The following is a 23,214-nucleotide window of genomic DNA, read 5'->3' as shown; positions in this document are numbered from 1 at the left end:
CGATCACCCTCCTCACCGTCACCCCGGGAGGCACGAGCACCATGGGAGCCACATCACACCAAGCCGGAGCCGCCGGCAGGGCACCGACGGCCGACCGGCCCTCGTCCGTACGGAACGTCGCGCTGGTCGGCCACAGCGGGGCCGGCAAGACCACGCTCGTCGAAGCCCTCGCCCTCACCGCCGGAGCCGTGACCAGGGCGGGCCGGGTCGAGGACGGCGCCACTGTCTCCGACCACGACGAGATCGAGCACCGCCAGCAGCGTTCCGTACAGCTCTCCCTCGTCCCCGTCGAATGGGACGGGATCAAGGTCAACATCCTGGACACCCCCGGATACGCCGACTTCGTCGGCGAGCTCAGGGCCGGTCTGCGCGCCGCGGACGCGGCCCTTTTCGTCGTCTCCTCCTCGGACGGCATCGACGGCACCACCCGCATGCTCTGGGAGGAGTGCCAGGCCGTCGGCATGCCCCGGGCCATCGTCGTCACGCATCTGGAGGCGGCCCGCGCCGACTACGCCCAGATGGCCGCGGTCTGCGGGGAGGCCTTCGGCGCCGATGACCCCGATGCCGTCATCCCCCTGTACCTCCCGCTGTACGGCCCTGCCGGGCCCGACGGGCACGCGCCCGTCACCGGCCTCCTCGGCCTGCTGTCCCAGCGGGTGTACGAGTACGCCGGCGGCGCCCGAGTGGAGCGCGACCCCACGCCCGAGGAGCTCGGGCAGATCACGGAGGCCCGCTCCCGCCTCATCGAGGGCATCATCGCGGAGAGCGAGGACGAGACCCTCATGGACCGCTACCTCGGCGGCGAGGACATCGACCTCAAGACCCTCGTCGACGACCTGGAGCGGGCCGTCGCCCGCGGGACCTTCCACCCGGTCCTGATGGCCGCGCCCGCCGCGGACGGCGCCCGCCAGGGCCTCGGCACCGTCGAACTCCTCGAACTGATCACCGGCGGCTTCCCCACCCCCCTCGAAACCGCCCCCGTCCCCGTCACCACCCCCGACGGCGCCGAGCGCCCGGCCGTCACCTGCGACCCCGACGGCCCCCTCGTCGCCGAGGTCGTCAAGACCTCCTCCGACCCCTACGTCGGCCGCGTCTCCCTGGTGCGGGTCTTCTCCGGCACCCTTCGCCCCGAGGAGACCGTCCACGTCAGCGGCCACGGCCTCACCGACCGCGGCCACGAGGACCACGACGTCGACGAGCGCATCGGCTCCCTCACCTCCCCCTTCGGCAAACAGCAGCGCCCCCTCACCCGGGTCATCGCCGGCGACCTGGCCTGCGTGGCCAAGCTGAGCCGCGCCGAGACCGGCGACACCCTGTCCGCCAAGGAGCGGCCGCTGCTCATGGAGCCGTGGCAGATGCCCGACCCGCTGCTCCCGGTCGCCATCCAGGCCCACAGCAAGGCCGACGAGGACAAGCTCTCCCAGGGACTGGCCCGCCTCGTCGCCGAGGACCCGACCATGCGGCTGGAGCAGAACCCGGACACCCACCAGCTCGTCCTGTGGTGCCTGGGCGAGGCCCACCAGGAGGTCGCCCTCGAACGCCTGCGCACCCGCTACGGCGTCCAGGTCGACCCGGTCCCCCACAAGGTCAGCCTGCGCGAGACCTTCGGCGCGAAGGCCGCCGGCCGGGGCCGGCACGTCAAGCAGTCCGGCGGCCACGGCCAGTTCGCCATCTGCGAGATCGAGGTCGAGCCGCTCCCGCCGGGCAGCGGCATCGAGTTCGTCGACAAGGTCGTCGGCGGCGCCGTCCCCCGGCAGTTCATCCCCTCCGTCGAGAAGGGCGTACGCAGCCAGGCCGCCCGCGGGGTCGCCGCCGGGTACCCCCTCGTCGACATCCGGGTGACCCTCCTCGACGGCAAGGCCCACTCGGTGGACTCCTCCGACGCCGCCTTCCAGACCGCCGGCGCGCTCGCCCTGCGCGAGGCCGCCGCCGAAGTCCCCGTCCACCTCCTCGAACCCGTCGCCGAGCTCACCGTCACCGTGCCCGACGACTACGTCGGTCCCGTCATGAGCGACCTCGCCGGCCGGCGCGGCCGCGTCGTCGGCACCGAGCAGGCCGCCCAGGGGCGCACCCTGGTCCGCGCCGACATCCCCGAGATCGAGATCAGCCGCTACGCGATCGACCTGCGCTCGGTCTCGCACGGCACCGGCCGGTTCACCCGCGCCTACGCCCGGCACGAGCCGATGCCCCCGCATATCGCCGACAAGGTGCGCGAACAGCTGGAGAAGGGAAGCACTCTGACGTAGCGCCAGGGAGCCGCCCGTCCAACCCGCTTGCGGCGGGCGGCATTTCCCTGTCCCATGACCATGGGGGCAGATACGCCGATAGGCTCATCCGCGCGGCACAACAGCACGACGCACAGCGATGGGGGCAGCGGTGGCGGACGACGGATTCGACTTCAGGCCCGGGGCGCAGATCCCACTCCAGGGCGGTGGCGGCCAGACCGGCGCGACCAACGCCCTCGCCTCGGCGGCCTACCGCGACGGGGGGAAGGACACCAAGCTGTCCGCCATACTCGACGCCAACAACGAGTACCACTCCTCCACCGTCAAGCCCCCGAGAATCTCCCTCTTCGAGCCGAACCTCGGCGAGGCCTTCTGCCGCGCCGTCGAGGCCCGGACCCTCCCGGCCGGCCGCAAGCCGATCATCCAGTCCTTCGGTGCCGACCCGCAGACCGTGGTGGAGCACTGCCTGGCCGCCTCCCACATCCGCAAGGAGCGCGACCGCAGGCTGCGCCTGATCATGCTGGTCGCCGGGGTGGTGTTCCTGCCCGGTCTGCTGCTCTGGCTGGGCCTGTTCCAGCTCCGGAAGAGCCTGCTGGGCAGCGAGAAGTACGCCTCGTGGATGAGCACCCTCGTCCTGGTCGGCGTCGGCGTCGTCGCGGCCGTCATGATGTTCCGGCTGCCGTTGGACGGGTTCCTCGGCCTCTACCTGCGCGGCATGATCATCGCGCCGGCCCTCGGCTGGTTCCTCGCCCGCCGGATCTGCGAGTCCACCGCCGCCGACCTGCGCTCCCGCTGGGACGGCCTGCTCTCGGGCGACGGCGTCGGCGCCAAGATCCCCGAGGCGGTGCCCGGCAACCCCGACGAGAAGGCCCGCGAGGACCTGCGCCACGCCCTGGCCAAGCTCACCGCCGAGAACCGCAGCAACGCCGTCTTCTACGCCGGCGCCAAGGGCATCCTCGGCATGGGCACCCGCTGGGGCAGCTGGCAGCTGGCCGAGGAGCTGATCCCGAAGACCGAGGGCGCGGACATCCACCCGTTCCGCAGCTGGGACGTGATACGAGCCATCGACACCGAACTGCGCAAGCTGGAGCGCGGCCCCCTGCACACCGGCGGGCTCCCGCCCGCGTCCGTCCAGCACTGGATCGTCGCCCCGGTCGGCGAGGGCGCCGCCGAGGTGAGCCGCCCGTCCGGCGCGGACGTCGACACCTTCCTCGTCAAGCCGCACGAGATCACCCGCATCTGCAACGAGCAGCAGTTCAGCGGCGGCAACCGGCACTACCTGGGCATCCAGTACCCGCTGTGGGACGGGCAGCTCGTGATCACCATGCTGGTCACGGTCACGGTGCTCTACAAGACGCTGCGGGTGGAGGTCACCGGCCACGCCCTCGGCCCGGTCCACGGCCTGTTCGGCACGAAGTCCAAGCCCCCGGTGGTGGAGGTCCCCAAGTCGATCAGGTTCTGGGAGACCGTGGAGCGCCCGCTGCCCCTGGTCGACGCCCAGGAGGTGGTCCGGCTCGCCGTCCGGGCCCCGCTGACCTGGTACCCGCCGCTGCTGGACTACTTCGGCGGCAAGCTGGTGCTGCCCGAGCCCTTCGGCGCCCGCCATGTGTGGGCGGGCCAGCCGTGGGGCAACCGGTTCATGGCCGACGACGCGCTGCGCGCCGCGACGCCGGTCCTGCGCGCCGTCCACGCCGCCGCGATGCGGGTCCTGGACGAGAACGGCGTCGACACCGAGCGCTTCGGCAACCGGTCGATGGTGGTCAGCGGCCTGGTGCAGGACGCGTCCCCGCGCAAGGCGGACGTCTACGACGCCTAGCGGAGGGGGATCCGGGAGGCGGCGCGCTGCCGGCTCCCGGACCGCTCGGTCCGGGACCGCCCGGCCCCGGACCGCCGGGTGCCCGCCCGGCTCAGTCGTTCGGCCAGGCGTCGGCGAGCATCTGCCGGGTGTCGGCGAGGAGCTGCGGCAGCACCTTGGTGTGGCCGACGACGGGCATGAAGTTCGTGTCGCCGCCCCAGCGGGGCACGATGTGCTGGTGCAGGTGCGCGGCGATGCCCGCGCCCGCCGCCGAGCCCTGGTTCATGCCGATGTTGAACCCGTGCGCCCCGGACGCCTTGCGCAGTGCGACCATGGCCCGCTTCGTGAGGTCGGCCAGCTCGGCCGTCTCGGCCGAGTCCAGCTCCGTGTAGTCGGCGGCGTGGCGGTACGGGACCACCATCAGGTGGCCGCCGTTGTACGGGTAGAGGTTCAGCACGGCGTAGACGTGCCTGCCCCGGGCGACGATCAGGCCGTCCCGGTCGGACATCTCCGGGATCCCGCAGAAGGGGCAGCCGTCCCCGGCCTCCGGGCCGGTGGGCTTGTTCTCGCCCTGGATGTAGGCCATGCGGTGGGGCGTCCACAGCCGCTGGAACGAGTCCTGCGTCCCGACGCCGTTCTGCTGCTCCGGCTGAGTCGTCATGTGATGCAGCATATGACCTTGTCCCGGCGCGGCGTGTCGCCGGGGCGGAGATCGCCCCGCGGGCGGGGATCCTGGCCGGATGCACGAAGTATCGGCCGAGCGCAGGCAGCGCTGGGAGGACCTGACCGAGGTTCCCCTGCTGATCGCCTCGCTGCTCTACCTCGCCGCCTACGCCGTCCACGTCCTCGTCCCGCCTGCGGACACCTGGCTGCACGGCATCGCCCTCTTCGTCATCGGCGGCACCTGGCTGTGCTTCGCCGTGGACTACCTGGTCCGGATGCAGCTGAGCGGTCTGCGTCCGCTGCGCTTCCTGCGCACGCACTGGCTCGACACCCTGGTCCTGGTGCTGCCGCTGCTGCGCCCCCTGCGCGTGGTGCAGATCTACAACGCCATGCAGCGCCGGCGGGACGGGCCCCGGATGGAGCTGTACGCGCGGGTGGTCGCGTACGCCGGGATCGCGGCCCTGCTGCTGGGTTTCTCCGGCGCGCTCGCGGTGTACCAGCAGGAGCGGTACGCCCCCGGGGCGAACATCGTCACCTTCGGGGACTCGGTGTGGTGGACGTGCGCGACGCTGACGACGATCGGATACGGGGACGTGGTTCCGGTGACGCCGATGGGCCGTACGATCGCCGCCGTGATGATGGCGTTCGGCTTGGCGCTGCTGGGCGCGGTGACGGGCTCGTTCTCGTCGTGGCTCGTCCAGGTCTTCGAGCGGGACGAGAGGAGGCCCCCGGGGAACGGGCGTTCCCCGGGGGCCCCTCGTTGAGCAGGGCGGCCGGTCAGACCTGGACGCGGTCCTCGACGACCCTCACCAGCTTGGCGAGGGCCTCGTCGCGCGGGATCCCGTTCTCCTGCGAACCGTCGCGGTAGCGGAAGGAGACGGTGCCCGCGGCCATGTCGTCGTCACCGACGATGATCATGAACGGGACCTTGAGCTTCTGGTGGTTGCGGATCTTCTTCTGCATGCGGTCGGAGGAGGCGTCCACCTCGACCCGCAGGCCCTTCTTCTTCGCCTCGGCGGCGAACTCCTTCAGGTAGTCCACGTGCGCGTCGCCGATCGGGATGCCGACGGCCTGGACCGGGGCGAGCCACGGCGGCATGGCGCCGGCGTAGTGCTCCAGCAGGACCGCGAAGAACCGCTCGATCGAGCCGAACAGCGCACGGTGGATCATGACCGGGCGCTGGCGGGAGCCGTCGGCCGCGGTGTACTCCAGGTCGAAGCGCTCGGGCAGGTTGAAGTCGAGCTGCACGGTCGACATCTGCCAGGTGCGGCCGATGGCGTCGCGGCACTGGACGGAGATTTTCGGGCCGTAGAAGGCGGCGCCGCCCGGGTCCGGGACCAGCGGGAGGCCCTGCTTCTCGGCGACCTGCTGGAGGGTGGCGGTGGCCTCCTCCCAGACCTCGTCCGAGCCGACGAACTTCTCCGGGTCCTTGGTGGACAGCTCCAGGTAGAAGTCGGTCAGGCCGTAGTCGCGCAGCAGGTTCAGCACGAAGGTGAGCGTGGTGTCGAGCTCGTCGGCCATCTGCTCGCGGGTGCAGTAGATGTGCGCGTCGTCCTGGGTGAAGCCGCGGGCCCGGGTCAGGCCGTGGACCACGCCGGACTTCTCGTACCGGTACACGGTGCCGAACTCGAACAGGCGCAGCGGCAGCTCACGGTAGGAGCGCCCGCGCGCGTCGAAGATCAGGTTGTGCATCGGGCAGTTCATGGGCTTGAGGTAGTAGTCGGTACCACCGTCGAGCTGCATGGGGGGGTACATGCCCTCCGCGTACCAGTCCAGGTGGCCGCTCTTCTCGAAGAGGGCGCCCTTGGTGGCGTGCGGCGAGTAGACGAACTCGTAGCCCTCCTCCTCGTGCCGCTTGCGGCTGTAGTCCTCCATGACCCGGCGGATGATGCCGCCGCGCGGGTGGAAGACGGCGAGGCCGGAGCCGATCTCGTCGGGGATGGAGAAGAGGTCGAGCTCGTTGCCGAGCTTGCGGTGGTCGCGCTTCTCGGCCTCGGCGAGGAAGTCGAGGTGGGCCTTCAGCGCGTCCTTCGACGGCCAGGCGGTGCCGTAGATGCGCTGGAGCATCGGGTTCTTCTCGCTGCCGCGCCAGTAGGCGGCCGCGTTGCGCATCAGCTTGAACGCCGGGATGTTGCGGGTGCTGGGCAGGTGGGGACCGCGGCAGAGGTCCTTCCAGCACAGCTCGCCGGTCTTGGCGTCCAGGTTGTCGTAGATGGTGAGCTCGCCGGCGCCCACCTCGACGTTCGCGCCGTCGTCGGTCGACGCCGAGCCCTTGATGCCGATGAGCTCCAGCTTGTACGGCTCGTCGGCGAGCTCCTCGCGGGCGGCCTCGTCGGTGACCACGCGGCGGGAGAACTTCTGCCCCCGCTTCTGGATCTCCTGCATCTTCTTCTCGATGGCCTTGAGGTCATCGGGGGTGAAGGGCTTCGCGACGTCGAAGTCGTAGTAGAAGCCGTCCCGGACCGGCGGGCCGATGCCCAGCTTGGCCTCGGGGAAGAGCTCCTGCACGGCCTGCGCCATGACGTGCGCGGTGGAGTGGCGGAGGATGTCGAGGCCGTCCGGGGAGGAAATCTCCACGGGCTCGACGGTCTCGCCGTCCTGGACCACGTAGGAGAGGTCCTTGAGCTCGCCCGCCACGCGCGCGGCGATCACGGTGCGCTCGTCGGCGAAGAGGTCGGCGGCAGTAGTGCCCGTGGCCACCACGCGCTCGTCCCGCTCGGAATCGCGTTGGATGATCACACGGACGTCTGACACCGGTCTCTCCTGACTGAAGGAATGCCGCAGCGAACGCTGCGACGCGACTGAATCGTACCGAGAGCGGCGGCCCGCCCGCGAAACGGTTATGCCTGTTCCCGTGCCGTTCCCGTGCTCCTTCCCGTGCTCCTTCCCGCGCCCGGCATGAACGCCCGTTCGCTAGCGTGGCGGCATGGAGACGACGATCGGGCCGGTACGGCCCCTGGACCTCGGCCACGAGGCGACCGCTGCCGCCGTGCACCGGATCGGCCGGGCGGCGTACGGGGTGGAGGCGCAGCTGATCGGCTTCGACGGCATACCGGCACTGCGCGAGAGCCTCGCCGAGCTGCGGGAGCTGCCGCTGCGCTGGCTGGGAGCGGCGGACAAGGGAGCGGGAGCGGGCGCGGAGGACGGCCCGGTCGCCGGGTTCCTGGCCTGGGAGCGGCAGCCGGACGGCTCGGTGTGCGTGGACCGGCTGTGCGTGGACCCGGCCCGGTTCCGGCGGGGCGTGGCCTCGCTGCTGTTGCGGGCCCTGCTGGCGGAGGTCCCGGCCGACCGGCCGGTGACGGTGTCGACGGGCGCGGCGAACGCCCCGGCGGTGGCCCTGTACGAGCGCTTCGGCTTCGTCCGGGGGGCGGACTTCTCCCCCGCGCCCGGTCTGGTCATGGCGTCCTTCACCCTGGCCCCGCGCAGCGGGCCGGCGGCCGGGGAGGCGCCCGGCCCGGCCGCGGGCCTCGCCGCCGGCCCGGCCGCCGGTTAGTCGTCCGCGGCGAGGACGTCCGACGGGTCGAGGGACTCGTCCAGCGACTTGATCAGCCGGTCGCGCTGGGCCTCGTCCAGGGGGACGGCCCGCACGTCGGTGATCCCGGCGACCCGGCGGAAGCCGCCCCGGCGCTGGAGCAGCCCGGTGACCATGATCGGCACTCCGGCGAGGTGCGCGTGCCCGGCCACCCGGTACGCCTGCTCGTCCAGGGCCATCCGCACCTGCGGTACGTCCGCCCCGGACAGCACCTGGAGGCGGACCGCCCCGCCGACCGCCGGGGTGGTGCGGCGCATGCGGACCACCGTTCCCGTGATCTGCACCGGGACGGAGGGCTCGTCCCGGGTGTAGCGCGCGGAGGCCTCGCGGAGCGCGGGCAGGTCCCCCGGGGAGAATTCCACCGGTTCCGGCCTGGCCGCGCATCCGGCGGGCGGCCCGGCCGCCGGCGCCCAGGCCAGCGCGATACGGGCCCCCTCCGAACCGCTGACGAGGTCGATCAGGGCTTCGGCGAGCTCCCGGCTGACGCCGGCCCGGACCGCCGCGTCGAAGGCCTCCATCCCGCCGGCGGTGCGCCGGTAGTCGACGGCTTCGCGGGCCGCGTGCAGGGCGTGGTGCAGCCGGGTCACGGTGCCGCGGCCGCCCGCGACGGGCAGGTACGCGGTGAGCCGGCCCCCGGCGGAGGACGGCCCGGCCACCACCCCGTCCAGGTCCCGTTCGGCCTGCCGGCGGTGCCGGGCTCCGTAGTACCCGGCGGTGGACCGGGCCGCCAGCGCCCCGGCGAGCAGCAGGCGGTGGGCGGCCGAGCGCAGGTGCTCCTCCGCGTCCGGGGCCCCCGGGCTGTGCCCCGGGGTCCGCGGGAGCTGCGGGTTCTGCCGCTCCCAGCGGATCTCGTCACTGGGGACGCTCAGCCCGTGGAGCACCTCGCGCGCGCAGGGCAGGGCCCCGCGGGCGAGCGCATCGAGCGCCTCCTCGAGCAGGTCGGTGCAGTCCGGGAAGGCGCGGGACTCCGGGACGAGGAGGCTGGCGGCCGTCCGGGCCGCCGGTTCGGCCGCCGGCGGCGTCCAGCGCCCGTAGCGGCCGGCCGCGCCGCCGCGGCGCTGCCAGCCGTGCCGGCGCAGCAGGACGCCGAACACAGCCGGGTCGACCTGCGCGGGATCGGGGATTCCCGAGCCGGGGCGGTCGCCGAACTCCGGCAGGGCGGCGGGCGGTTCGAGGCGCGGTGGCGGCCGGTGCATCAAGGTGTCCCTCCCGACCCGACGCGGGTCATGATCTCGCACAGCGCGCGGTCGTCGAAGATCCGTGTGGTGGGGATCCGGACGGTGGTGCGGCGCCGGCCGGTCACGGGGTGCCCGGCGAGGTTGGTCCAGTAGCAGCAGTGCCGCAGGTCGAGCCGGTCGTGTCCGGCGGACAGCCACCGGTCGCGCTCGCGGGGGACGAGCATCACGACGAGGATCTTGTGGACGGCGACCGGGGTCCGGGCCAGCTTCACGAGGTGTTCGTTGTCCAGGGTGAAGGCGAAGGTGGGCCCGGGCGGTTCGGGCGGGATCTGGTAGGTCGCCTTCAACTGCACCTTGATGGTGACCTCGTCGTCCACCACGTGCTGGGGCGCGCCGTGGCTGACCTGCCAGTCGATGCCGTTGTCCGGGAACGGCTGGGACAGCGAGCAGCCGGCGGCGGCCGCGACGGCGTGCAGGTACCCCACCTGGAGGGTCTCCATGCAGGCGGTGGTGGCGAGTGTGCCGCGCAGCGGTGCGGGGCGCGCCTCGTCGCGCGCACCCGTGCGCCCCTGCAGCACCCCGCCCGGTTCGGGCTGTGTGAGTGCCATGGCCGGATGCTCCCCATGCCTTGCGGCTCTGCCGGATGAGAGCGGACGGGGGGTGACGGCCGGTCATGTGTGCGGTCGCCCCAGGGTGGTTGTCTCCCGAGCGGGCGGGCCGCAAACGGCGTACGGCGCAAACGGGCCGGGTATCACGGATTCGGGCATGGGTGGCGTGTTCGACGTACGCCCCATCTGCCGATCGGGGACGAGGAGTTCGCCATGACACGCTGGTACGAGGGCCCGCTGGCCGCATTCGACACGGAGACGACCGGGGTGGACGTGGAGCAGGACCGGATCGTGTCCGCCGCTCTCGTCGTGCAGGAGTGCGCGGGCGGCCGGGTCCGCCAGACGCGCTGGCTGGTCAACCCGGGGGTGCCGGTGCCGCCGGAGGCCACGCAAGTGCACGGCCTGACGGACGAGTACCTCCAGCACAACGGCCGGTGGCCGGCGCCGGTCGTGGAGGAGATAGCCCGGGCGCTGGCGGAGCAGCAGGTCGCGGGCCGCCCGGTGGTGGTGATGAACGCGCCGTTCGACCTGACCCTGCTGGACCGGGAGTTGCGCCGGCACCGGGCGTCCTCGCTGACCCGGTACCTGGACAACCGGCCGCTGACGGTGCTGGATCCGCGGGTGCTGGACAAGCACCTGGACCGGTACCGCAAGGGCCGGCGCACGCTGGCGGACCTGTGCGGGCACTACGGGATAGAACTGGACGGCGCGCACGACGCGGCGGCGGACGCGCTGGCCTCGCTGGAGGTCGTACGTGCGGTGGGCCGCCGCTTCGCGGGCCGGCTGGAGCGGCTGTCGCCGGCCGAACTGCACACGCTCCAGGCGGTGTGGCACGCGGCACAGGCGCGCGGGCTGCAGGCGTGGTTCGCCCGGCAGGGCACGCCGGAGGCGGTGGATCCGCACTGGCCGCTGCGGCCGGAGGTGTCGACGGCGGCCTGAGGCGGTGCGGGCCGGGAATGCGGAAGGCCGGTCCGTCGTACGACGGACCGGCCTCTCCCGGTGGGCGATACTGGGATCGAACCAGTGACCCCTTCGGTGTGAACGAAGTGCTCTCCCGCTGAGCTAATCGCCCGGGAACGCACTGAACAATACAAGAGCCACGGGGTCTGGTTCAAACCGCGTCCGCACCGGCGGCCATCCGGGCGGCCAGGGCGCGCCGTCCGGCCCGCATCATCAGTGCGCGGCCGAGCCGGAACAGCGGCCGTGCGGGCAGGGACAGGCGGCGCAGCAGCGGCCGCCGCACCTCGGCCTCCTGCTCGTACAGCGCCCTGGTCCCGCGGCCTCCCGGGCGCGGTTGCTGCGGTCCATGGCTTCAGTCTGGCCCGGTGGGCGCGGGGCGGGGGCGGGCGGAGGGGTACTCAGTGCGGATCTGAGTACGCGCGCCCATACCCTCGGGGCGTGACGGGCGCCACACTCCGGGCATGGACATGCCTCTGCCGTTGCCGCCCGCCGAGGAGCTGGCGCTGATCGACCGCGAGCTGGCTCAACTCGATGCCAGACGCGGCTACTTGCTGGCCCGCCGGGCCTGGCTGCTGGAGTTCGCGATGGCGTCCGGGACGCCTGCCGGCGGGCGGCCGGTGCCGCGGCCCGGGAAGGCGGCGGAGGCCTCGGGCCCGGGTGCGCAGAACGTGCTGCTGACGCTGGGCGCGGTGCTGCTGGCCGTGGCGGCGCTCGCGTTCACCCTGGTCAGCTGGGGTTCCCTGGGGATCGGGGGGCGCTCGGCGGTGCTGGCTGCGGTGACGGCGGCCGCCCTGGGCGCGCCGGCGCTGCTGCTGCGGCGCGGGCTCCGGTCGACGGCCGAGTCGGTGGCGGCGGTGGGGCTGCTGCTGACGGTGCTGGACGCGTACGCGGTGCACGCGGTGGCCCTGCCGGGGACCGGCGGCACGGCGTACGCGGCCGGGGCGTCGGCGGTGCTGACGGCGGTGTGGGCGGCGTACGGGGCACTGCTGCCGAGGCTGGTGGTCCCGGCCGCGGGGGCGGTGCTCGCGGTGCAGCTCCCGCTGCCGCTGGCGGCGCTCGCGTCGGCGGAGGGCCCGGTGGGGCTCGGGTGGGCGCTGCTGGCGACGACGGCCCTGGACTGCGCGCTGGCGGTGACCGGGGGCTTCGCGGCGGGGCTGCGGGCGCGGGCGGCCTGGACGGCGCCGGCGGTGTGGGTCCTGGCGGCCGTGTGCGGGGCCGGGGCGCTGCTGTGCGGTGTGCCGGGGCTCGCGTCGGCGGAGTCGGCGGCCGCCGCGGTGGAGCCGGCGCTGCTGGCCGCGGGGTGCGCGGCGCTGGGCGTGGCGGTGGCCTGGCGGGTGCCGGCCGCGTCGGGCGCCGCGCTGGCGGGGGGCCTGGCGGCGGTGGCGGCGCTCGGCGGCCCGGTCCGGCCGGAGCTGGCGGCGGGCTGGCCCGTGGCGGTGTGCCTGCTGCTCGCGCTGCCGCTGCTGGGGGCGGCTTCGGCGGCCGCGCTGCCGGGGGCGGTGCGGCGCGGCCTGGGCCGGGCCGGGGCCGTGGTGGCGGCGGGGGCCGCGCTGTGGGGTCTTGCGTCGGCGGTGGCGCCGCTCGCCTCACGGGCGGGGGTGGTCCGGGAGATGTGGACGCCGGCCGTTCCGGCCGGGGTGGCGGCGTACGGACCGGGCGCCCCGGCGGTGGCGACCCTGCTGATCGCGGCGGGCGCCGCCTGGTGGGCGGCGCGCCTGCTGCCGGCGACCCCACGGGGCCCGGGCGCGCCGGGTACGGGTGCTGCGGCGACGGGCACGCCGGGCGCGGGCACAGCGGGCACGGGCGTGCCGGGTACGGGTGTTTCGGGGGCGGCGGCTGCGGGCGCGGTCGCGGTGGTGTGCGGCTGGGCCGGGCTGTTCACGGCGCCGATGGGCCAGGGGCTGCCGGTGGCGGTGGTGCTCGCGGTGCAGCTGGCGGTGACGGCGGCGGCCGCGGTGGTGGCGCTGCGGGCGGCGGCCGGCACCGGGAGCGCAGCCGGCGCCGGCACGACGGGCGCTGCGCCCAGGGCGAGCGCCGCGGGCGCCGCAGGCACGGCGGCGGCCGGGGCCGCGAAGGGCGCCGCAGGAACGGCAGGTGGGGCGGGCGGCGCAGACACCGGCGGCGACGCAGACACCACGGGCAACGCAGACAGGGCGAGCGCGGCCGGTGCTGCGGACGCCACGGGCACGACCGGCGGCGCGGGTGTGACGGGCGGGGTCGGTCGGGCTGCCGCGGTGTGCGCCGCGGTGGCGGCCGTGGATGTGGCCCTGGCGGCGCTGGACGGGCGCTTCGCCACCTTCGCGGTGTTCGGTCTGCTGGGTGCGGGCTGCGCGGCGGTGGCTGCCCGGCGCGCCGCCCCGGCGGACGTGCGGGCGGGTGCGGCGGTGCTCGCCGTCGGGTACGCGGCGGCCACGGTGGCGGCGCTGTGCGCGCTGGCGGGGCTGGCGGTGGCCTGGTGGGCCCTGCCGCTGCTGGCGGTGGCCGCGGCGCCGGCGGCCGCGGGGCCGCGGCTGGGCCGGGTGCGCGCGGCGGCGGAGGCGGCGGCGGCCGGGGTGGGCGCGGTGGCGCTCGCGGCGGCGGGCCGGGAGCCGGCGGTGCTGTCGCAGGCGTGTGCGCTGGCCGCGGTGGTCTGCGCGGGCGCGGCCGTCCGGCCGGAGCGGCGCCGGCTGGGCTGGGCGGCGGCGGTGCTGGGTGTCGCGGCGGTGTGGCTGCGGCTGTGGGTGTCCGGGGTGGCGGTGACGGAGGCGTACACGCTGCCGGTGACGGCGGCGGCCCTGGCGGTGGGGCTGCTGCGCCGCCGCCGGGACCCGCTGGCCTCGTCCTGGACGGCGTACGGGCCCGGGCTGGCGGCGACGCTGCTGCCGAGCCTGGCGGAGGCCTGGCAGGACCCGTACTGGCTGCGGCCGCTGCTGCTGGGCGCGGCGGCGCTCGCGGTGACCCTGGCGGGCGCGCACCGCCGGCTCCAGGCCCCGCTGCTGCTGGGCGGCGGCGTCCTGGCCGCGGTGGCCCTGCACGAGCTGGCGCCGTACGTGGTCCAGGTGGTCGGGGTGCTGCCGCGCTGGCTGCCGCCGGCGCTGGCGGGGCTGCTGCTCCTGGCGGTGGGGGCGACGTACGAGAAGCGGCTGCGGGACGCGCGCCGGCTCCGGGCGGCGCTGGGCCGCCTCCGGTGAGAAACACACCGAGGGCCCGGAGACGGTTTCCGTCTCCGGGCCCTCGGTCCGGGTGGGCGATACTGGGTTCGAACCAGTGACCTCTTCGGTGTGAACGAAGCGCTCTCCCACTGAGCTAATCGCCCGGGCGCACCGCAAACATTACCCCATGTCAGCGGTGCTCTTTGACCGTCACTGGTCCTTGAGGTCCCAGGGCATGACGAGGCCGTACTTCCAGAGGTAGAAGCCGATCAGCCCGCCGGCGATCACGAGCCCGGCCGTGGTCAGGATGATGTTGCGGCGGCGGACCTTCGGATCGAGGGCCTTCTGGGCGGCTGCGGTGACCTTGCGCTTCGTCCAGGCCAGGACGAGGTGGGCCCAGGCGAACTCGGTGGCCCAGATCGCCAGACCCGCGAAGATCGCGACCCACCCGGGACCGGGCAGGACGAGCATGGCCGCGCCCGCGGCGATCACGGCGAGGCCGACGACGAAGACGCCGACCTGCCAGCTGATGTGCAGCGAGCGGCTGCGCCGGATGAACGCGGGCGCCTTCGACACGTGGGGCGCCTTCTCGGTGGTGGTCGCGGCGCTCTCGACGCCGGCTTCGTTGCCGGTCTGCCCGGCTGCGGACCCTTGGGCCTCGCGGTCACTCCCCGTATTCATGGGGCCGAATCTACCGGAGCCGGAAGCACACGTGCATGGCGGTGGGGATCCGCCGTCCGAGGGACCCAGAGGTCCGCAAAACGGTCAGAGGGGTTTACAACGGCACCGTAGGTGGCATGTCGATTTCGCCGACGTGCGAATCCCCGAGCGCACACTGAGCGAAAGGCCCTGGCGCTTATGAACACCACGGTCAGCTGCGAGCTGCACCTGCGCCTCGTTGTGTCGAGCGAGTCCTCACTGCCTGTTCCCGCGGGCCTGCGGTATGACACGGCCGATCCCTACGCCGTGCACGCCACCTTCCACACCGGCGCCGAGGAGACGGTCGAATGGGTGTTCGCCCGCGACCTCCTCGCGGAGGGCCTCCACCGGCCCACCGGAACCGGGGACGTCCGTGTCTGGCCGTCCCGCAGCCACGGTCAGGGCGTCGTCTGCATCGCCCTGAGCTCACCGGAGGGAGAAGCACTGCTCGAAGCACCCGCCCGGGCGCTCGAGTCATTCCTCAAGCGCACGGACGCCGCGGTCCCGCCCGGGACCGAACACCGGCACTTCGACCTGGACAAGGAGCTCTCGCACATCCTGGCCGAGAGCTGAGCCAGCCCCCGCGGGGAGCGCCCCCGGCAGCAGCCGGGGACCACTCTGCACCGTCCGACTCGGGGCGACGGTGCGGGCTGGGGAAAAACCACATACGGCAGTGCCGGCGCTGCTCTCGCGGAAGCCGCCCGCGAGAGCGGCGCCGGTGCGCTCGTCGGCGCCGGCCGTCCGCACAGAGGCACCTCCCGGCGGCGGCCGGCGGCGGCTAGAGTCGGCCCCCAAGCGGCGGCACCGGCCCGTCGCCGCAGGCCCGGCCACAGGGAGCGAGTTCCGTGCAGATCCCCCACGACACCCGTGGCGCGCTCGACGTCGTCGTCGCGCTGGTGAACACCGCGGCCGAGGCGGACCAGCCCGACGGACTCGCGGACGTCGGCTCGCTGCGCGCATTCGTCCGCGAGCACAAGATCAGTGACGTCGGCGACCTGGGGGCCCGCGACCTGGCGGGCGTCCGCGCGATCCGCGCGAAGTTCGCCCAGATTTTCGGGGCGCCGAACGCCCGCGCCGCGGCCGGACTGATCAACGATCTGGTCGCCACGGCCGGCACGACGCCCCAGCTGACCAACCACGACGGCTACGACTGGCACGTGCACTACTTCGCCCCCGGCGCCTCGCTGGGCGAGCACCTCGCGGCGGACGGCGGCATGGCGCTGGCCTTCATCGTGGTCTCCGGCGAGCAGGAGCGGCTGCGCCGCTGCGAGGCCCCCGACTGCCGGCGGGCCTTCGTGGACCTGTCCCGCAACCGCTCGCGGCGCTACTGCGACAGCCGGACCTGCGGGAACCGGCTGCACGTGGCGGCGTACCGGGCGCGGCGCAAGGAGGCCGACGCCGGGGCGTCAGAGCAGGAAGAGATCGTGCACGGCGGCGAGCAGCAGCAGGGTGCCGATCACCCCTAGGAAGATCATCAGGGGCGGCTGGGAGAGCGCGAAGAGGCAGCCTCTCGGCTCCTCGGCAACGGGGGCGGGAGCCGCGGCCGGCGCGGGAACCGTCGGCTCACCCTGCGATGTCTCGAGCATGTCGGGGCGATGATGGCGCAGTGCGCCGGGCCGCGCCCCCAACACGCCAGCGTTCGCGCGGGAGTTCACCCCTTCTCGTCATCCGCGCGGCAAACCGGGGGCGGCGGCTCGGATTCCGTGCTTCAGGGCTCAGATGCCGTGCTTCTTCAGGATCGCCTCGATGTCGGAGAAGTCGTCGTCGGACGCGGGCTTCGGCCTGGCCGCCGGCTGCCCGAGGGAGGGTGCGGACGCGGCGGGCGCGACGGCGTCCCGCGCGGCGCTCCGCCGGGCCGCCCGCGCCGCCTTCCCGGGCTTGCCGGGCTTCCCGGCTGCCTGGCCGGCCTGCTCCGCCTTGCCGAGGGCGCGGCGCTCGACGGCGCGGGTGGTGGCGAACAGCGCCCAGGCCAGGGCGAGCACGCCGAAGCCCGCCCACACGGTCGGCTTGAAGACGATGTCGGAGGCCCACGCCACCACGCCCGTCAGCACGAGCCCGGCCGGCACCAGCGCGTACGCGGCGATCCGCGCGGCTGTGAGGAAGCGCTTGCGGTAGGCGGTCACCGCGGCGATGCCCAGGCCTGCCGCAGCCAGCGCGGAACATATGGTCTCGGCAAGCATGCGGTCCTCCAGGGCAGTGCCGTCGGGGCGGTTCTCCGTCCCCTCCATCCTGCACCGGGCGCCGCCGCCGGGGCCACGCACGGGAGGGCCCTGCGGTGGATCTCCGGGACATATCGGGGTCCGCCTCCTCCTCAGGGGGTGCGCGGCGCGGCCGGGGCCCGGCGGCTGGGAGACTGTCCGCATGACCGATTCCGTGATCCTCGACGTCTGGTGCGAGCTGCAGTGCTCGGACTGCCACAGCGCTCTGGACGACGTACGCGCCCTGCGGGCCCAATACGGCGACCGGCTGGACATCCGGCTGCGCCACTTCCCGCTGGAGAAGCACAAGCACGCCTTCGCCGCGGCACAGGCCGCCGAGGAGGCGGCCGAGCAGGGGCAGGGCTGGCCGTACGCGGAGGCCGTCCTCGCCCGCACCGCGGAGCTGGGCGCGCGGGGCGAGGCCGTCCTGCTGGACGTGGCGCGTGAACTCGGCCTCGACGTCGAGGAGTTCGACACCGCCCTGATCGACGGGCGGCACATCCTGATCGTCGACGCCGACCACGCCGAGGGCAAGGCCATCGGCGTGACGGGCACGCCGACGTACGTCATCGGCGGCGAGCGCCTGGACGGCGGCAAGAGCCAGGAGGGGCTGCGCGCCCGCATCGAGGAGATCGCGGACCGGCTGCTGGCCGCCGGGGAGACGGCCTGACCGGCAGGATCCGGACCTGATCGGCAGGATCCGGAAGGGACGGTCCACAGCGGCCCGGAGCGGACTAGAGCAGGTCCTTGGCGAAGTTGATGTTGGTCGTCCGGTAGCCGAGGGACTCGTAGAGCCGCAGGGCCGGGGTGTTGCCGGCGAAGACGTGCAGTGCGAGCACGCGGTGGCCGCCGGCCAGCGCCGTGCGCTCGGCCAGCAGCATCAGGTCCCGCCCGTGCCCCCGGCCGCGGTACGGCTCGGCGACCGCCACGTCGTAGACGTACGCGCCCTGCCCGGAGGGCGCCACCCACACGTGGCCGACGGGGACGCCCGCCGCCTCCAGCACGCTCAGGTCGACCCCCGGGGTGTCCAGGCCCCGGGGCAGGTGGCGGGCGTGGTCGGCCTCCGACTTCGCCCGCGCCGCCTCCGGCGGCATGCCCCGGCCGGCCCAGTCGGCGGCGTAGCCCTCCAGCGCCTCGGCGAGCCAGACCTCGTACTCGGCCGGCGACATCGGGCGGCCGACCGCCCCGCCGGAGAGCGCGGGCGGCTCGGCCGGGAGGTCCTTGGCCATGTTGCGGCCGGACTCGGTGTAGCCGAGGGCGGCGGCCATGCGCAGGCCGGCCGGCGATGCCGTCGGGACCGAGGCGGTGACCCGGCGGCATCCCCAGCCGCGCAGCACCTCCTCCGCGGCGAGCGCCGCGACGGTGGCGCGGCCCCGCCCGCGGTCGGGCGGGTCGACGGCCAGGTCGCGGATCTCGCCGACCGCCGGGCCGAAGGGGGTGTCGCAGGCGATGAGCAGCGCGCCGACGCGCCTGCTGTTGACCCGGATCTCGTAGGGACGCGACCGGGCGCCGCCGGCGCTCTGCTGGAGCGGCCCGCTGGGCCGCAGGGTGGTGGTCATCCTTCTGGTTCTACCCGCCCCGCGGCCGCGTGCACAGCGGATTCCGGGCCGTGCGGCCGCTACGGGTCGAGGTCGTCGGCGGAGCGCGCGTCGAAGATCCGCATCGCCTCCGCCGTGACGGGTCCGGGGGCGGCCGGGGCGAGGGGGCGGCCGTCGATGCGGCGGACGGCCTGCACGTCGCGCAGGGAGGAGGTCAGGAAGGCCTCCTCGGCCCGCTCCAGCACGTCGAAGGGCAGGTCGGTCTCCTTGGCCCCGGCCCATTCGACGACGAGGGCCCGGGTGATGCCGGCGAGGCAGCCGGAGGACAGGGGCGGGGTGTGCAGTTCCCCGTCCAGGACCACGAACACGTTGGAGCCGGTGCCCTCGCACAGCCGTCCGCGGGTGTTGGCGAACAGGGCCTCGGAGGCCGCGGACTTGTGGGCGGCGGCGAGCGCGACGACGTTCTCCGCGTAGGAGGTGCTCTTCAGGCCGGCCACGGCCGAGCGCTCGTTGCGCACCCACGGCACGGTGATCACGGACGTCGTGTCCGGCCTGCGGGTCGTCTCGGCGACGGCGACGACCAGGGTGGTCCCGGAGTCGCCGCGGTCGGAGCCGAGGGGCGAGAGCCCGCCGGTGTACGTGATGCGCAGGCGGCCCAGGGGCAGGGGATTGGCTTCGAGGACGGCCTTGCAGGCCCGGCGGACCTCGTCCGGGTCCGGGTCGGGCAGGCCGAGGCCGCGGGCCGAGCGGGTCAGCCGCTCGAGGTGGCGGGTGAGCGCGAAGACCCGGCCACCCTCCGCCTTCAGCGTCTCGAACACGCCGTCACCGACGGTCAGTCCGTGGTCGAACACGGACACCCGCGCGCTGTCGGCGTCCCGCAGCGCGCCGTCGAGCCAGATCCACACCGTACGATCCCTCCGCTCAGCCAGGGGTGGCAGTCACCGCATGCTCCCCAGACGCTACCCGCAGCAACCGGGCGGCCTTCAACTCCGTCTCGGCCCATTCCCGGTCCGGGTCGGAGCCCCAGGTGATGCCGGCGCCGGTGCCGAAGAGCAGGCGCGGGCCGCCGGGGGCCTGCCGGTCGATCCAGAAGGTGCGGATGCCGACGGCGAGCTCGGCGGTGCCGCGGTCGGCGTCGACCCAGCCGATGCCGCCGCAGTAGGGGCCGCGCGGGGCGGTCTCCAGGGCCTTGATGATCCGCAGGGCGGAGGACTTGGGGGCGCCGGTGACGGAGCCGGGCGGGAAGGTCGCGGCGAACAGTTCCGGCCAGCCGGCGCCGTCGGCCAGCTCCCCGCTGACGGTGGAGACGAGGTGGACCAGGCCCGGGTGCTCCTCGACGGCGCACAGCTCGGGGACGGTGACGGAGCCGGTGGCGCAGACCCGACCCAGGTCGTTGCGGACCAGGTCCACGATCATCACGTTCTCGGCGTGGTCCTTGGGCAGCAGGTCCGCGGCGGTGCGGCCGGTGCCCTTGATCGGGCCGGACTCCACGTGGTGGCCGGCCCGGCGCAGGAACAGCTCGGGCGAGGCGGTGGCGATCTCGACGCCGTGGGCCGGGAGGCGGATCGTTCCCGCGTACGGGGCCGGGTTGCCGCGGGCGAGCAGCGCGGTCAGGGCGTCCACATCGGCGCCGTCCGGCTCGGGCAGCGGCGCGGACATCACGCGGCAGAGGTTGGCCTGGTAGACCTCGCCGGCGGCTATGTGCTCGCGGATGCGGCGGACGCCGGCCGTGTACGCGGCCCGGTCCAGGGAGGAGGACCACCGGTCGGCGGCCGGGCCGCGCCAGGCGCCCGGGACGGGCTCCGGGACGGGCGCGGGGCGTACGTCGCCGAACCGCGCGCACACCAGGCGCCCCTCGAAGTCTGCGGCGACCGCCCAGAAGCCCGAGGAGTCCAGGGCCGCGGGGTCGCTGGTGACGTCGCGGAGATCCGTCGCGAGGAGGCCGCCGAAGCGGGCCAGAGGAAGCAGGTCGTGCACGGCTGCGAGTCTATGACCGGTGGCGGAAAGCCGCCGTGGAGGTGACCGAAGGGTGACCGGTGGTGATCGGGCGGCAGCACGCTGCGGAAACGCGTTTTTGAGCTGGCCCGGGAATCCGCTAGAGTTCAACACGTCGCCAGGGAGCGAAGGGGGAAAACCCCGGAGCGAACAGGGTGACACTGCGGACGTAGCTCAGTTGGTAGAGCACCACCTTGCCAAGGTGGATGTCGCGAGTTCGAGTCTCGTCGTCCGCTCTGAGTGGGGGATCTTCCCGAGAACCCCCTCAACTCCGAGGTGGAGTGGCCGAGAGGCGAGGCAACGGCCTGCAAAGCCGTCTACACGGGTTCAAATCCCGTCTCCACCTCCAAGGACGATTAGCTCAGCGGGAGAGCGCTTCCCTGACACGGAAGAGGTCACTGGTTCAATCCCAGTATCGTCCACCGGATCTTCGGATCCCCCGCGCGATTAGCTCAGCGGGAGAGCGCTTCCCTGACACGGAAGAGGTCACTGGTTCAATCCCAGTATCGCGCACGCACTACCTGCAACACCTGTTTGACCTGCGGCTTTCGAGCCGTGGAGCTCGCGCGATTAGCTCAGCGGGAGAGCGCTTCCCTGACACGGAAGAGGTCACTGGTTCAATCCCAGTATCGCGCACAGACCGGAAGCCCCGGCCGTCTCGACGGCCGGGGCTTCCGCGCTTCCTGCTGTCCTGGGACCCGGATTCAGGACGGGGTGCGGGCCGCCAAGTCGGGCGGGAGCGTGGCGATTCGGGCGCAGGACTCCACCATCAGCCGTTCCACGCCGTCGAGCCGACGGCGGTTCTCGGCCGATCTCGCCAGGGCGAGGGCGGCGGTCTGCACCGTCAGGGCGCGGGCCGCCAGCTCCAGTACCGGCCAGGGATCGCGGCCGGGCGGCCCGGCGGCCGGGCCGCCCGCCGCCCGGTAGGCGCCGAGGAACCGGCCCCAGGCGTCGGCGCTGAGGACCCCCGCCGCGTGCCAGGCTGCGGGCCGGGCCAGGTCCCAGGCCGGCGTCCCGACGCCGAGGTCGTCGACGTCGATCAGCCGCCAGCCCCCGTCGGCGGCGCTCCCCCGCACCAGCTGGCCCAGGTGCAGGTCCCCGTGGCACAGGACCCCGCCGGGCGGCGCCGGGGCCGCCCCCCGCACCCAGGCGGGCAGGGCCCCGGCGGCGTCCCGCACCACCCCGGGGCCCAGGCCCGGCTCGAAGCGGTGGCCGGCGTGCTCCGCGGACGCGGCGCGGGAGAGGCGGCCGAGGGCGCGGGAGAGCTTGGCGGGGCCGCGCATCGGCGGCAGCGGGCCCGGGAGGCCGTCCAGCGGCACCTGGTGCAGGGCCGCCAGCAGCCGGGCGGCCGCCTCCCAGGGGGCGGCCTCGGGGTACTCGGGGTCGACCGGGACGCCGTACGGCCACAGGGACACCGGGCGGCCCCGCAGCAGGCCCGCGGCGGGGCGCAGCGGGGGCAGCAGGACGCCCGCCAGGGCCCGGTCGGCGGCGATCCGCATCCGGACGGCGAGGCCGTCGCAGTCGCTGTCGGCGGCGTGCGCCTTGGCCACGAGCCCGCCGCAGCGGACGACGGTGCCGTCCTCCCGGTCGGCGAGGAGCTCGTACGGCGCTGCGGGCTCGCCGGTGGCGTACACGGCCAGCGCGGCGGGCAGCGGCGCCGCGGGGGCGGGCACGGAGCCCTTCCCGAGGCGCCGGGCGGCGTGCTCCTGGTTCATCGCGGCTCCCGGACTGTCGTCACTCGCCCTCTCGGGAGCAGGTTACGAAAAGGCGGCCGGGCATGACGCGGGCACGGGTGGCGCGGGTGACCACGGATGGGTGTGCGTGAGCGTGCTGCCCGTGCGACTCCCCAGTCGCACGGGCAGCACCCTTCACCTGCCGTCCGCCGCTCCCCCGTCCCCACGGGGTTCGACGGGCCGATGTCCCGGCCCGGGCCGCTCTCCCGGACCCGGGGCGCCGCTCAGCGCCCCAGCATCACGCCCACGGACGACGCCTGTGCCGCCACCTGGTCGAAGCCTCCGAAGAGGAAGAGCAGGAGGGCGGCCAGGGGGAGCACCATGGCGGCGGCCACCAGCGGGTGGCGCGTACCGGACTCGTGGGCGTTGAACGCGAAGGCCTTGCGTCCGTGCCGTGCCGTGTCCGCCATGGTCCTCTCCCCTGTCGTCTGGCTGCGGCGGGCCCGGGACCTCGGGGGACGAGAGTGCCGCCCGCCGCATGTCCTCAACACTAGGCGGACGGGGGTGGCGCGGCGTCCTGCCGTCGTACCCATTGGAGGGCCTCCAGGAGGATGACAGGGGCGCCTACGGCGTACTCCGCTGGTTGGAGACCCCACCCCCGGGATGGGGGATGTCCCGGAGGGGACGGCGCCGGGGCCGGGGCCGGGGATGATCGCGGAGGATGACCGGAGGGTAGTGAGTTCGCTCACTTCCGTCACTCCCCGCACACGCGTGTCGGCGACGGGCACCCGTACGGCCGCCCGGCCCGCACGCCCCGCGCACGCGCCCGCCGCCCGCTGGGCACCGCCCCCCGCCAAGCGCCCGGTAACGCCAACCCCCTTGCGCCGAGGGCGGTTTGACCATTCCACCCTCCGGCACATTCGCGCCCTCCCCCGGGGCTGAGACACCCTCAAGTGGGCGCCGCCGCACTGACAATCGATTGCGGGGGCGAGGGCGCGGCCTCTGAGCGCTCGTGCCGG

General features: G+C 74.2%; 22 protein-coding genes and 7 tRNA genes. 14 read left to right on the top strand and 15 right to left on the bottom strand.

From position 1 onward, the window contains the following. Nucleotides 1-41: 41 nt before the first annotated feature. Together AC068A_RS06335 and AC068A_RS06330 are read left to right on the top strand one after the other, a co-directional pair. Complete coding sequence (locus AC068A_RS06335) at nucleotides 42-2,246, top strand: elongation factor G-like protein EF-G2 (protein WP_478581436.1); 2,205 nt, start codon at nucleotides 42-44, stop codon at nucleotides 2,244-2,246. A gap of 130 nt (nucleotides 2,247-2,376) precedes the next feature. Next, nucleotides 2,377-4,041, top strand: a complete 1,665-nt coding sequence (locus tag AC068A_RS06330; protein ID WP_478581434.1) for a hypothetical protein — start codon at nucleotides 2,377-2,379, stop codon at nucleotides 4,039-4,041. Between the two features lie 91 nt (nucleotides 4,042-4,132). On the opposite strand, the gene AC068A_RS06325 is transcribed toward AC068A_RS06330, so the two are convergent. After that, complete coding sequence (locus tag AC068A_RS06325) at nucleotides 4,133-4,693, bottom strand: HIT family protein (RefSeq protein WP_478581433.1); 561 nt, start codon at nucleotides 4,691-4,693, stop codon at nucleotides 4,133-4,135. Nucleotides 4,694-4,760: 67 nt separating this feature from the next. Between AC068A_RS06325 and AC068A_RS06320 the strand changes: the two genes are divergently transcribed. Beyond that, a complete protein-coding gene (locus AC068A_RS06320; RefSeq protein WP_478581430.1) occupies nucleotides 4,761-5,447 on the top strand; it encodes a potassium channel family protein in 687 nt (228 codons plus the stop codon). Nucleotides 5,448-5,460: 13 nt separating this feature from the next. On the opposite strand, the gene thrS is transcribed toward AC068A_RS06320, so the two are convergent. Beyond that, nucleotides 5,461-7,437 carry a threonine--tRNA ligase gene (gene thrS / locus AC068A_RS06315; protein WP_478581428.1) on the bottom strand — a complete coding sequence of 659 codons (1,977 nt, stop codon included), beginning with the start codon at nucleotides 7,435-7,437 and terminating at the stop codon, nucleotides 5,461-5,463. Between the two features lie 172 nt (nucleotides 7,438-7,609). Between thrS and AC068A_RS06310 the strand changes: the two genes are divergently transcribed. Beyond that, complete coding sequence (locus AC068A_RS06310; RefSeq protein WP_478581426.1) at nucleotides 7,610-8,176, top strand: GNAT family N-acetyltransferase; 567 nt, start codon at nucleotides 7,610-7,612, stop codon at nucleotides 8,174-8,176. Here the strand turns inward: AC068A_RS06310 and AC068A_RS06305 are convergent. Then, nucleotides 8,173-9,411, bottom strand: coding sequence for a hypothetical protein (locus AC068A_RS06305; protein ID WP_478581423.1), 1,239 nt, complete (start codon nucleotides 9,409-9,411; stop codon nucleotides 8,173-8,175). The genes AC068A_RS06310 and AC068A_RS06305 overlap by 4 nt on opposite strands. Further along, nucleotides 9,411-10,001 (bottom strand): DUF4365 domain-containing protein, encoded by a 591-nt coding sequence (locus AC068A_RS06300; RefSeq protein ID WP_478581421.1) that lies wholly within the window; start codon nucleotides 9,999-10,001, stop codon nucleotides 9,411-9,413. Before AC068A_RS06300 ends, AC068A_RS06305 begins: the two co-directional genes overlap by 1 nt. A gap of 213 nt (nucleotides 10,002-10,214) precedes the next feature. On the opposite strand from AC068A_RS06300, the gene AC068A_RS06295 reads away from it, so the two are divergent. Continuing rightward, nucleotides 10,215-10,940 (top strand): exonuclease domain-containing protein, encoded by a 726-nt coding sequence (locus tag AC068A_RS06295; protein WP_478581418.1) that lies wholly within the window; start codon nucleotides 10,215-10,217, stop codon nucleotides 10,938-10,940. A 61-nt stretch (nucleotides 10,941-11,001) separates the two neighbouring features. Here the strand turns inward: AC068A_RS06295 and AC068A_RS06290 are convergent. Further along, nucleotides 11,002-11,073, bottom strand: a tRNA-Val gene (locus tag AC068A_RS06290). A 39-nt stretch (nucleotides 11,074-11,112) separates the two neighbouring features. After that, the gene (locus tag AC068A_RS06285; RefSeq protein ID WP_478581416.1) at nucleotides 11,113-11,244 is read right to left on the bottom strand and encodes a hypothetical protein; all 132 of its coding nucleotides are present in this window, start codon (nucleotides 11,242-11,244) and stop codon (nucleotides 11,113-11,115) included. A gap of 178 nt (nucleotides 11,245-11,422) precedes the next feature. Between AC068A_RS06285 and AC068A_RS06280 the strand changes: the two genes are divergently transcribed. Further along, the gene (locus AC068A_RS06280; protein ID WP_478581413.1) at nucleotides 11,423-14,131 is read left to right on the top strand and encodes an SCO7613 C-terminal domain-containing membrane protein; all 2,709 of its coding nucleotides are present in this window, start codon (nucleotides 11,423-11,425) and stop codon (nucleotides 14,129-14,131) included. A gap of 53 nt (nucleotides 14,132-14,184) precedes the next feature. On the opposite strand, the gene AC068A_RS06275 is transcribed toward AC068A_RS06280, so the two are convergent. Further along, nucleotides 14,185-14,256, bottom strand: a tRNA-Val gene (locus tag AC068A_RS06275). 46 nt (nucleotides 14,257-14,302) lie between these two features. Beyond that, a complete protein-coding gene (locus AC068A_RS06270; RefSeq protein WP_478581410.1) occupies nucleotides 14,303-14,773 on the bottom strand; it encodes a TIGR02611 family protein in 471 nt (156 codons plus the stop codon). 177 nt (nucleotides 14,774-14,950) lie between these two features. Here AC068A_RS06270 and AC068A_RS06265 point away from each other — a divergent pair, with 177 nt between their 5' ends. Both AC068A_RS06265 and AC068A_RS06260 read left to right on the top strand, forming a co-directional pair. Then, nucleotides 14,951-15,364, top strand: a complete 414-nt coding sequence (locus AC068A_RS06265) for an SsgA family sporulation/cell division regulator (protein WP_030011909.1) — start codon at nucleotides 14,951-14,953, stop codon at nucleotides 15,362-15,364. 272 nt (nucleotides 15,365-15,636) lie between these two features. Then, on the top strand, nucleotides 15,637-16,257 hold the full coding sequence (locus tag AC068A_RS06260; RefSeq protein ID WP_478581406.1) for a CGNR zinc finger domain-containing protein: 621 nt from the start codon (nucleotides 15,637-15,639) through the stop codon (nucleotides 16,255-16,257). On the opposite strand, the gene AC068A_RS06255 is transcribed toward AC068A_RS06260, so the two are convergent. Continuing rightward, nucleotides 16,198-16,377 (bottom strand): hypothetical protein, encoded by a 180-nt coding sequence (locus AC068A_RS06255; RefSeq protein WP_256987697.1) that lies wholly within the window; start codon nucleotides 16,375-16,377, stop codon nucleotides 16,198-16,200. The genes AC068A_RS06260 and AC068A_RS06255 overlap by 60 nt on opposite strands. A gap of 129 nt (nucleotides 16,378-16,506) precedes the next feature. Beyond that, nucleotides 16,507-16,971, bottom strand: coding sequence for a hypothetical protein (locus tag AC068A_RS06250; protein ID WP_478581403.1), 465 nt, complete (start codon nucleotides 16,969-16,971; stop codon nucleotides 16,507-16,509). A gap of 181 nt (nucleotides 16,972-17,152) precedes the next feature. Between AC068A_RS06250 and AC068A_RS06245 the strand changes: the two genes are divergently transcribed. Then, nucleotides 17,153-17,659 (top strand): DsbA family protein, encoded by a 507-nt coding sequence (locus AC068A_RS06245; protein WP_478581400.1) that lies wholly within the window; start codon nucleotides 17,153-17,155, stop codon nucleotides 17,657-17,659. 64 nt (nucleotides 17,660-17,723) lie between these two features. Here AC068A_RS06245 and AC068A_RS06240 read toward each other — a convergent pair whose 3' ends face one another. From AC068A_RS06240 to AC068A_RS06230, 3 genes are read right to left on the bottom strand one after another with little or no spacing between them, the layout of a single operon-like run. After that, nucleotides 17,724-18,548 (bottom strand): GNAT family N-acetyltransferase, encoded by an 825-nt coding sequence (locus AC068A_RS06240; RefSeq protein ID WP_478581397.1) that lies wholly within the window; start codon nucleotides 18,546-18,548, stop codon nucleotides 17,724-17,726. 59 nt (nucleotides 18,549-18,607) lie between these two features. Beyond that, nucleotides 18,608-19,432, bottom strand: coding sequence for an aminotransferase class IV (locus tag AC068A_RS06235; RefSeq protein WP_478581394.1), 825 nt, complete (start codon nucleotides 19,430-19,432; stop codon nucleotides 18,608-18,610). 16 nt (nucleotides 19,433-19,448) lie between these two features. Beyond that, complete coding sequence (locus AC068A_RS06230; RefSeq protein WP_478581391.1) at nucleotides 19,449-20,504, bottom strand: chorismate-binding protein; 1,056 nt, start codon at nucleotides 20,502-20,504, stop codon at nucleotides 19,449-19,451. Between the two features lie 181 nt (nucleotides 20,505-20,685). Between AC068A_RS06230 and AC068A_RS06225 the strand changes: the two genes are divergently transcribed. The 5 genes from AC068A_RS06225 to AC068A_RS06205 all read left to right on the top strand — a co-directional run bounded on the left by AC068A_RS06225 (nucleotide 20,686) and on the right by AC068A_RS06205 (nucleotide 21,158). After that, a tRNA-Gly gene (locus AC068A_RS06225) sits at nucleotides 20,686-20,758 on the top strand. 39 nt (nucleotides 20,759-20,797) lie between these two features. Then, nucleotides 20,798-20,871 (top strand) — tRNA-Cys (locus AC068A_RS06220). 1 nt (nucleotide 20,872) lies between these two features. Further along, nucleotides 20,873-20,944, top strand: a tRNA-Val gene (locus AC068A_RS06215). A 19-nt stretch (nucleotides 20,945-20,963) separates the two neighbouring features. Further along, nucleotides 20,964-21,035 (top strand) — tRNA-Val (locus AC068A_RS06210). A gap of 51 nt (nucleotides 21,036-21,086) precedes the next feature. Then, nucleotides 21,087-21,158, top strand: a tRNA-Val gene (locus tag AC068A_RS06205). Between the two features lie 68 nt (nucleotides 21,159-21,226). Here AC068A_RS06205 and AC068A_RS06200 read toward each other — a convergent pair. Beyond that, nucleotides 21,227-22,237: a phosphotransferase family protein gene (locus AC068A_RS06200; RefSeq protein WP_478581388.1), complete on the bottom strand. Its 1,011-nt coding sequence runs from the start codon at nucleotides 22,235-22,237 to the stop codon at nucleotides 21,227-21,229. A gap of 242 nt (nucleotides 22,238-22,479) precedes the next feature. Next, complete coding sequence (locus AC068A_RS06195; protein WP_179176631.1) at nucleotides 22,480-22,665, bottom strand: hypothetical protein; 186 nt, start codon at nucleotides 22,663-22,665, stop codon at nucleotides 22,480-22,482. Nucleotides 22,666-23,214: the final 549 nt, after the last annotated feature.

Source organism: Streptomyces sp. NPDC043854, assembly GCF_056436005.1.
This window is presented reverse-complemented; position numbering and strand designations above follow the sequence as displayed.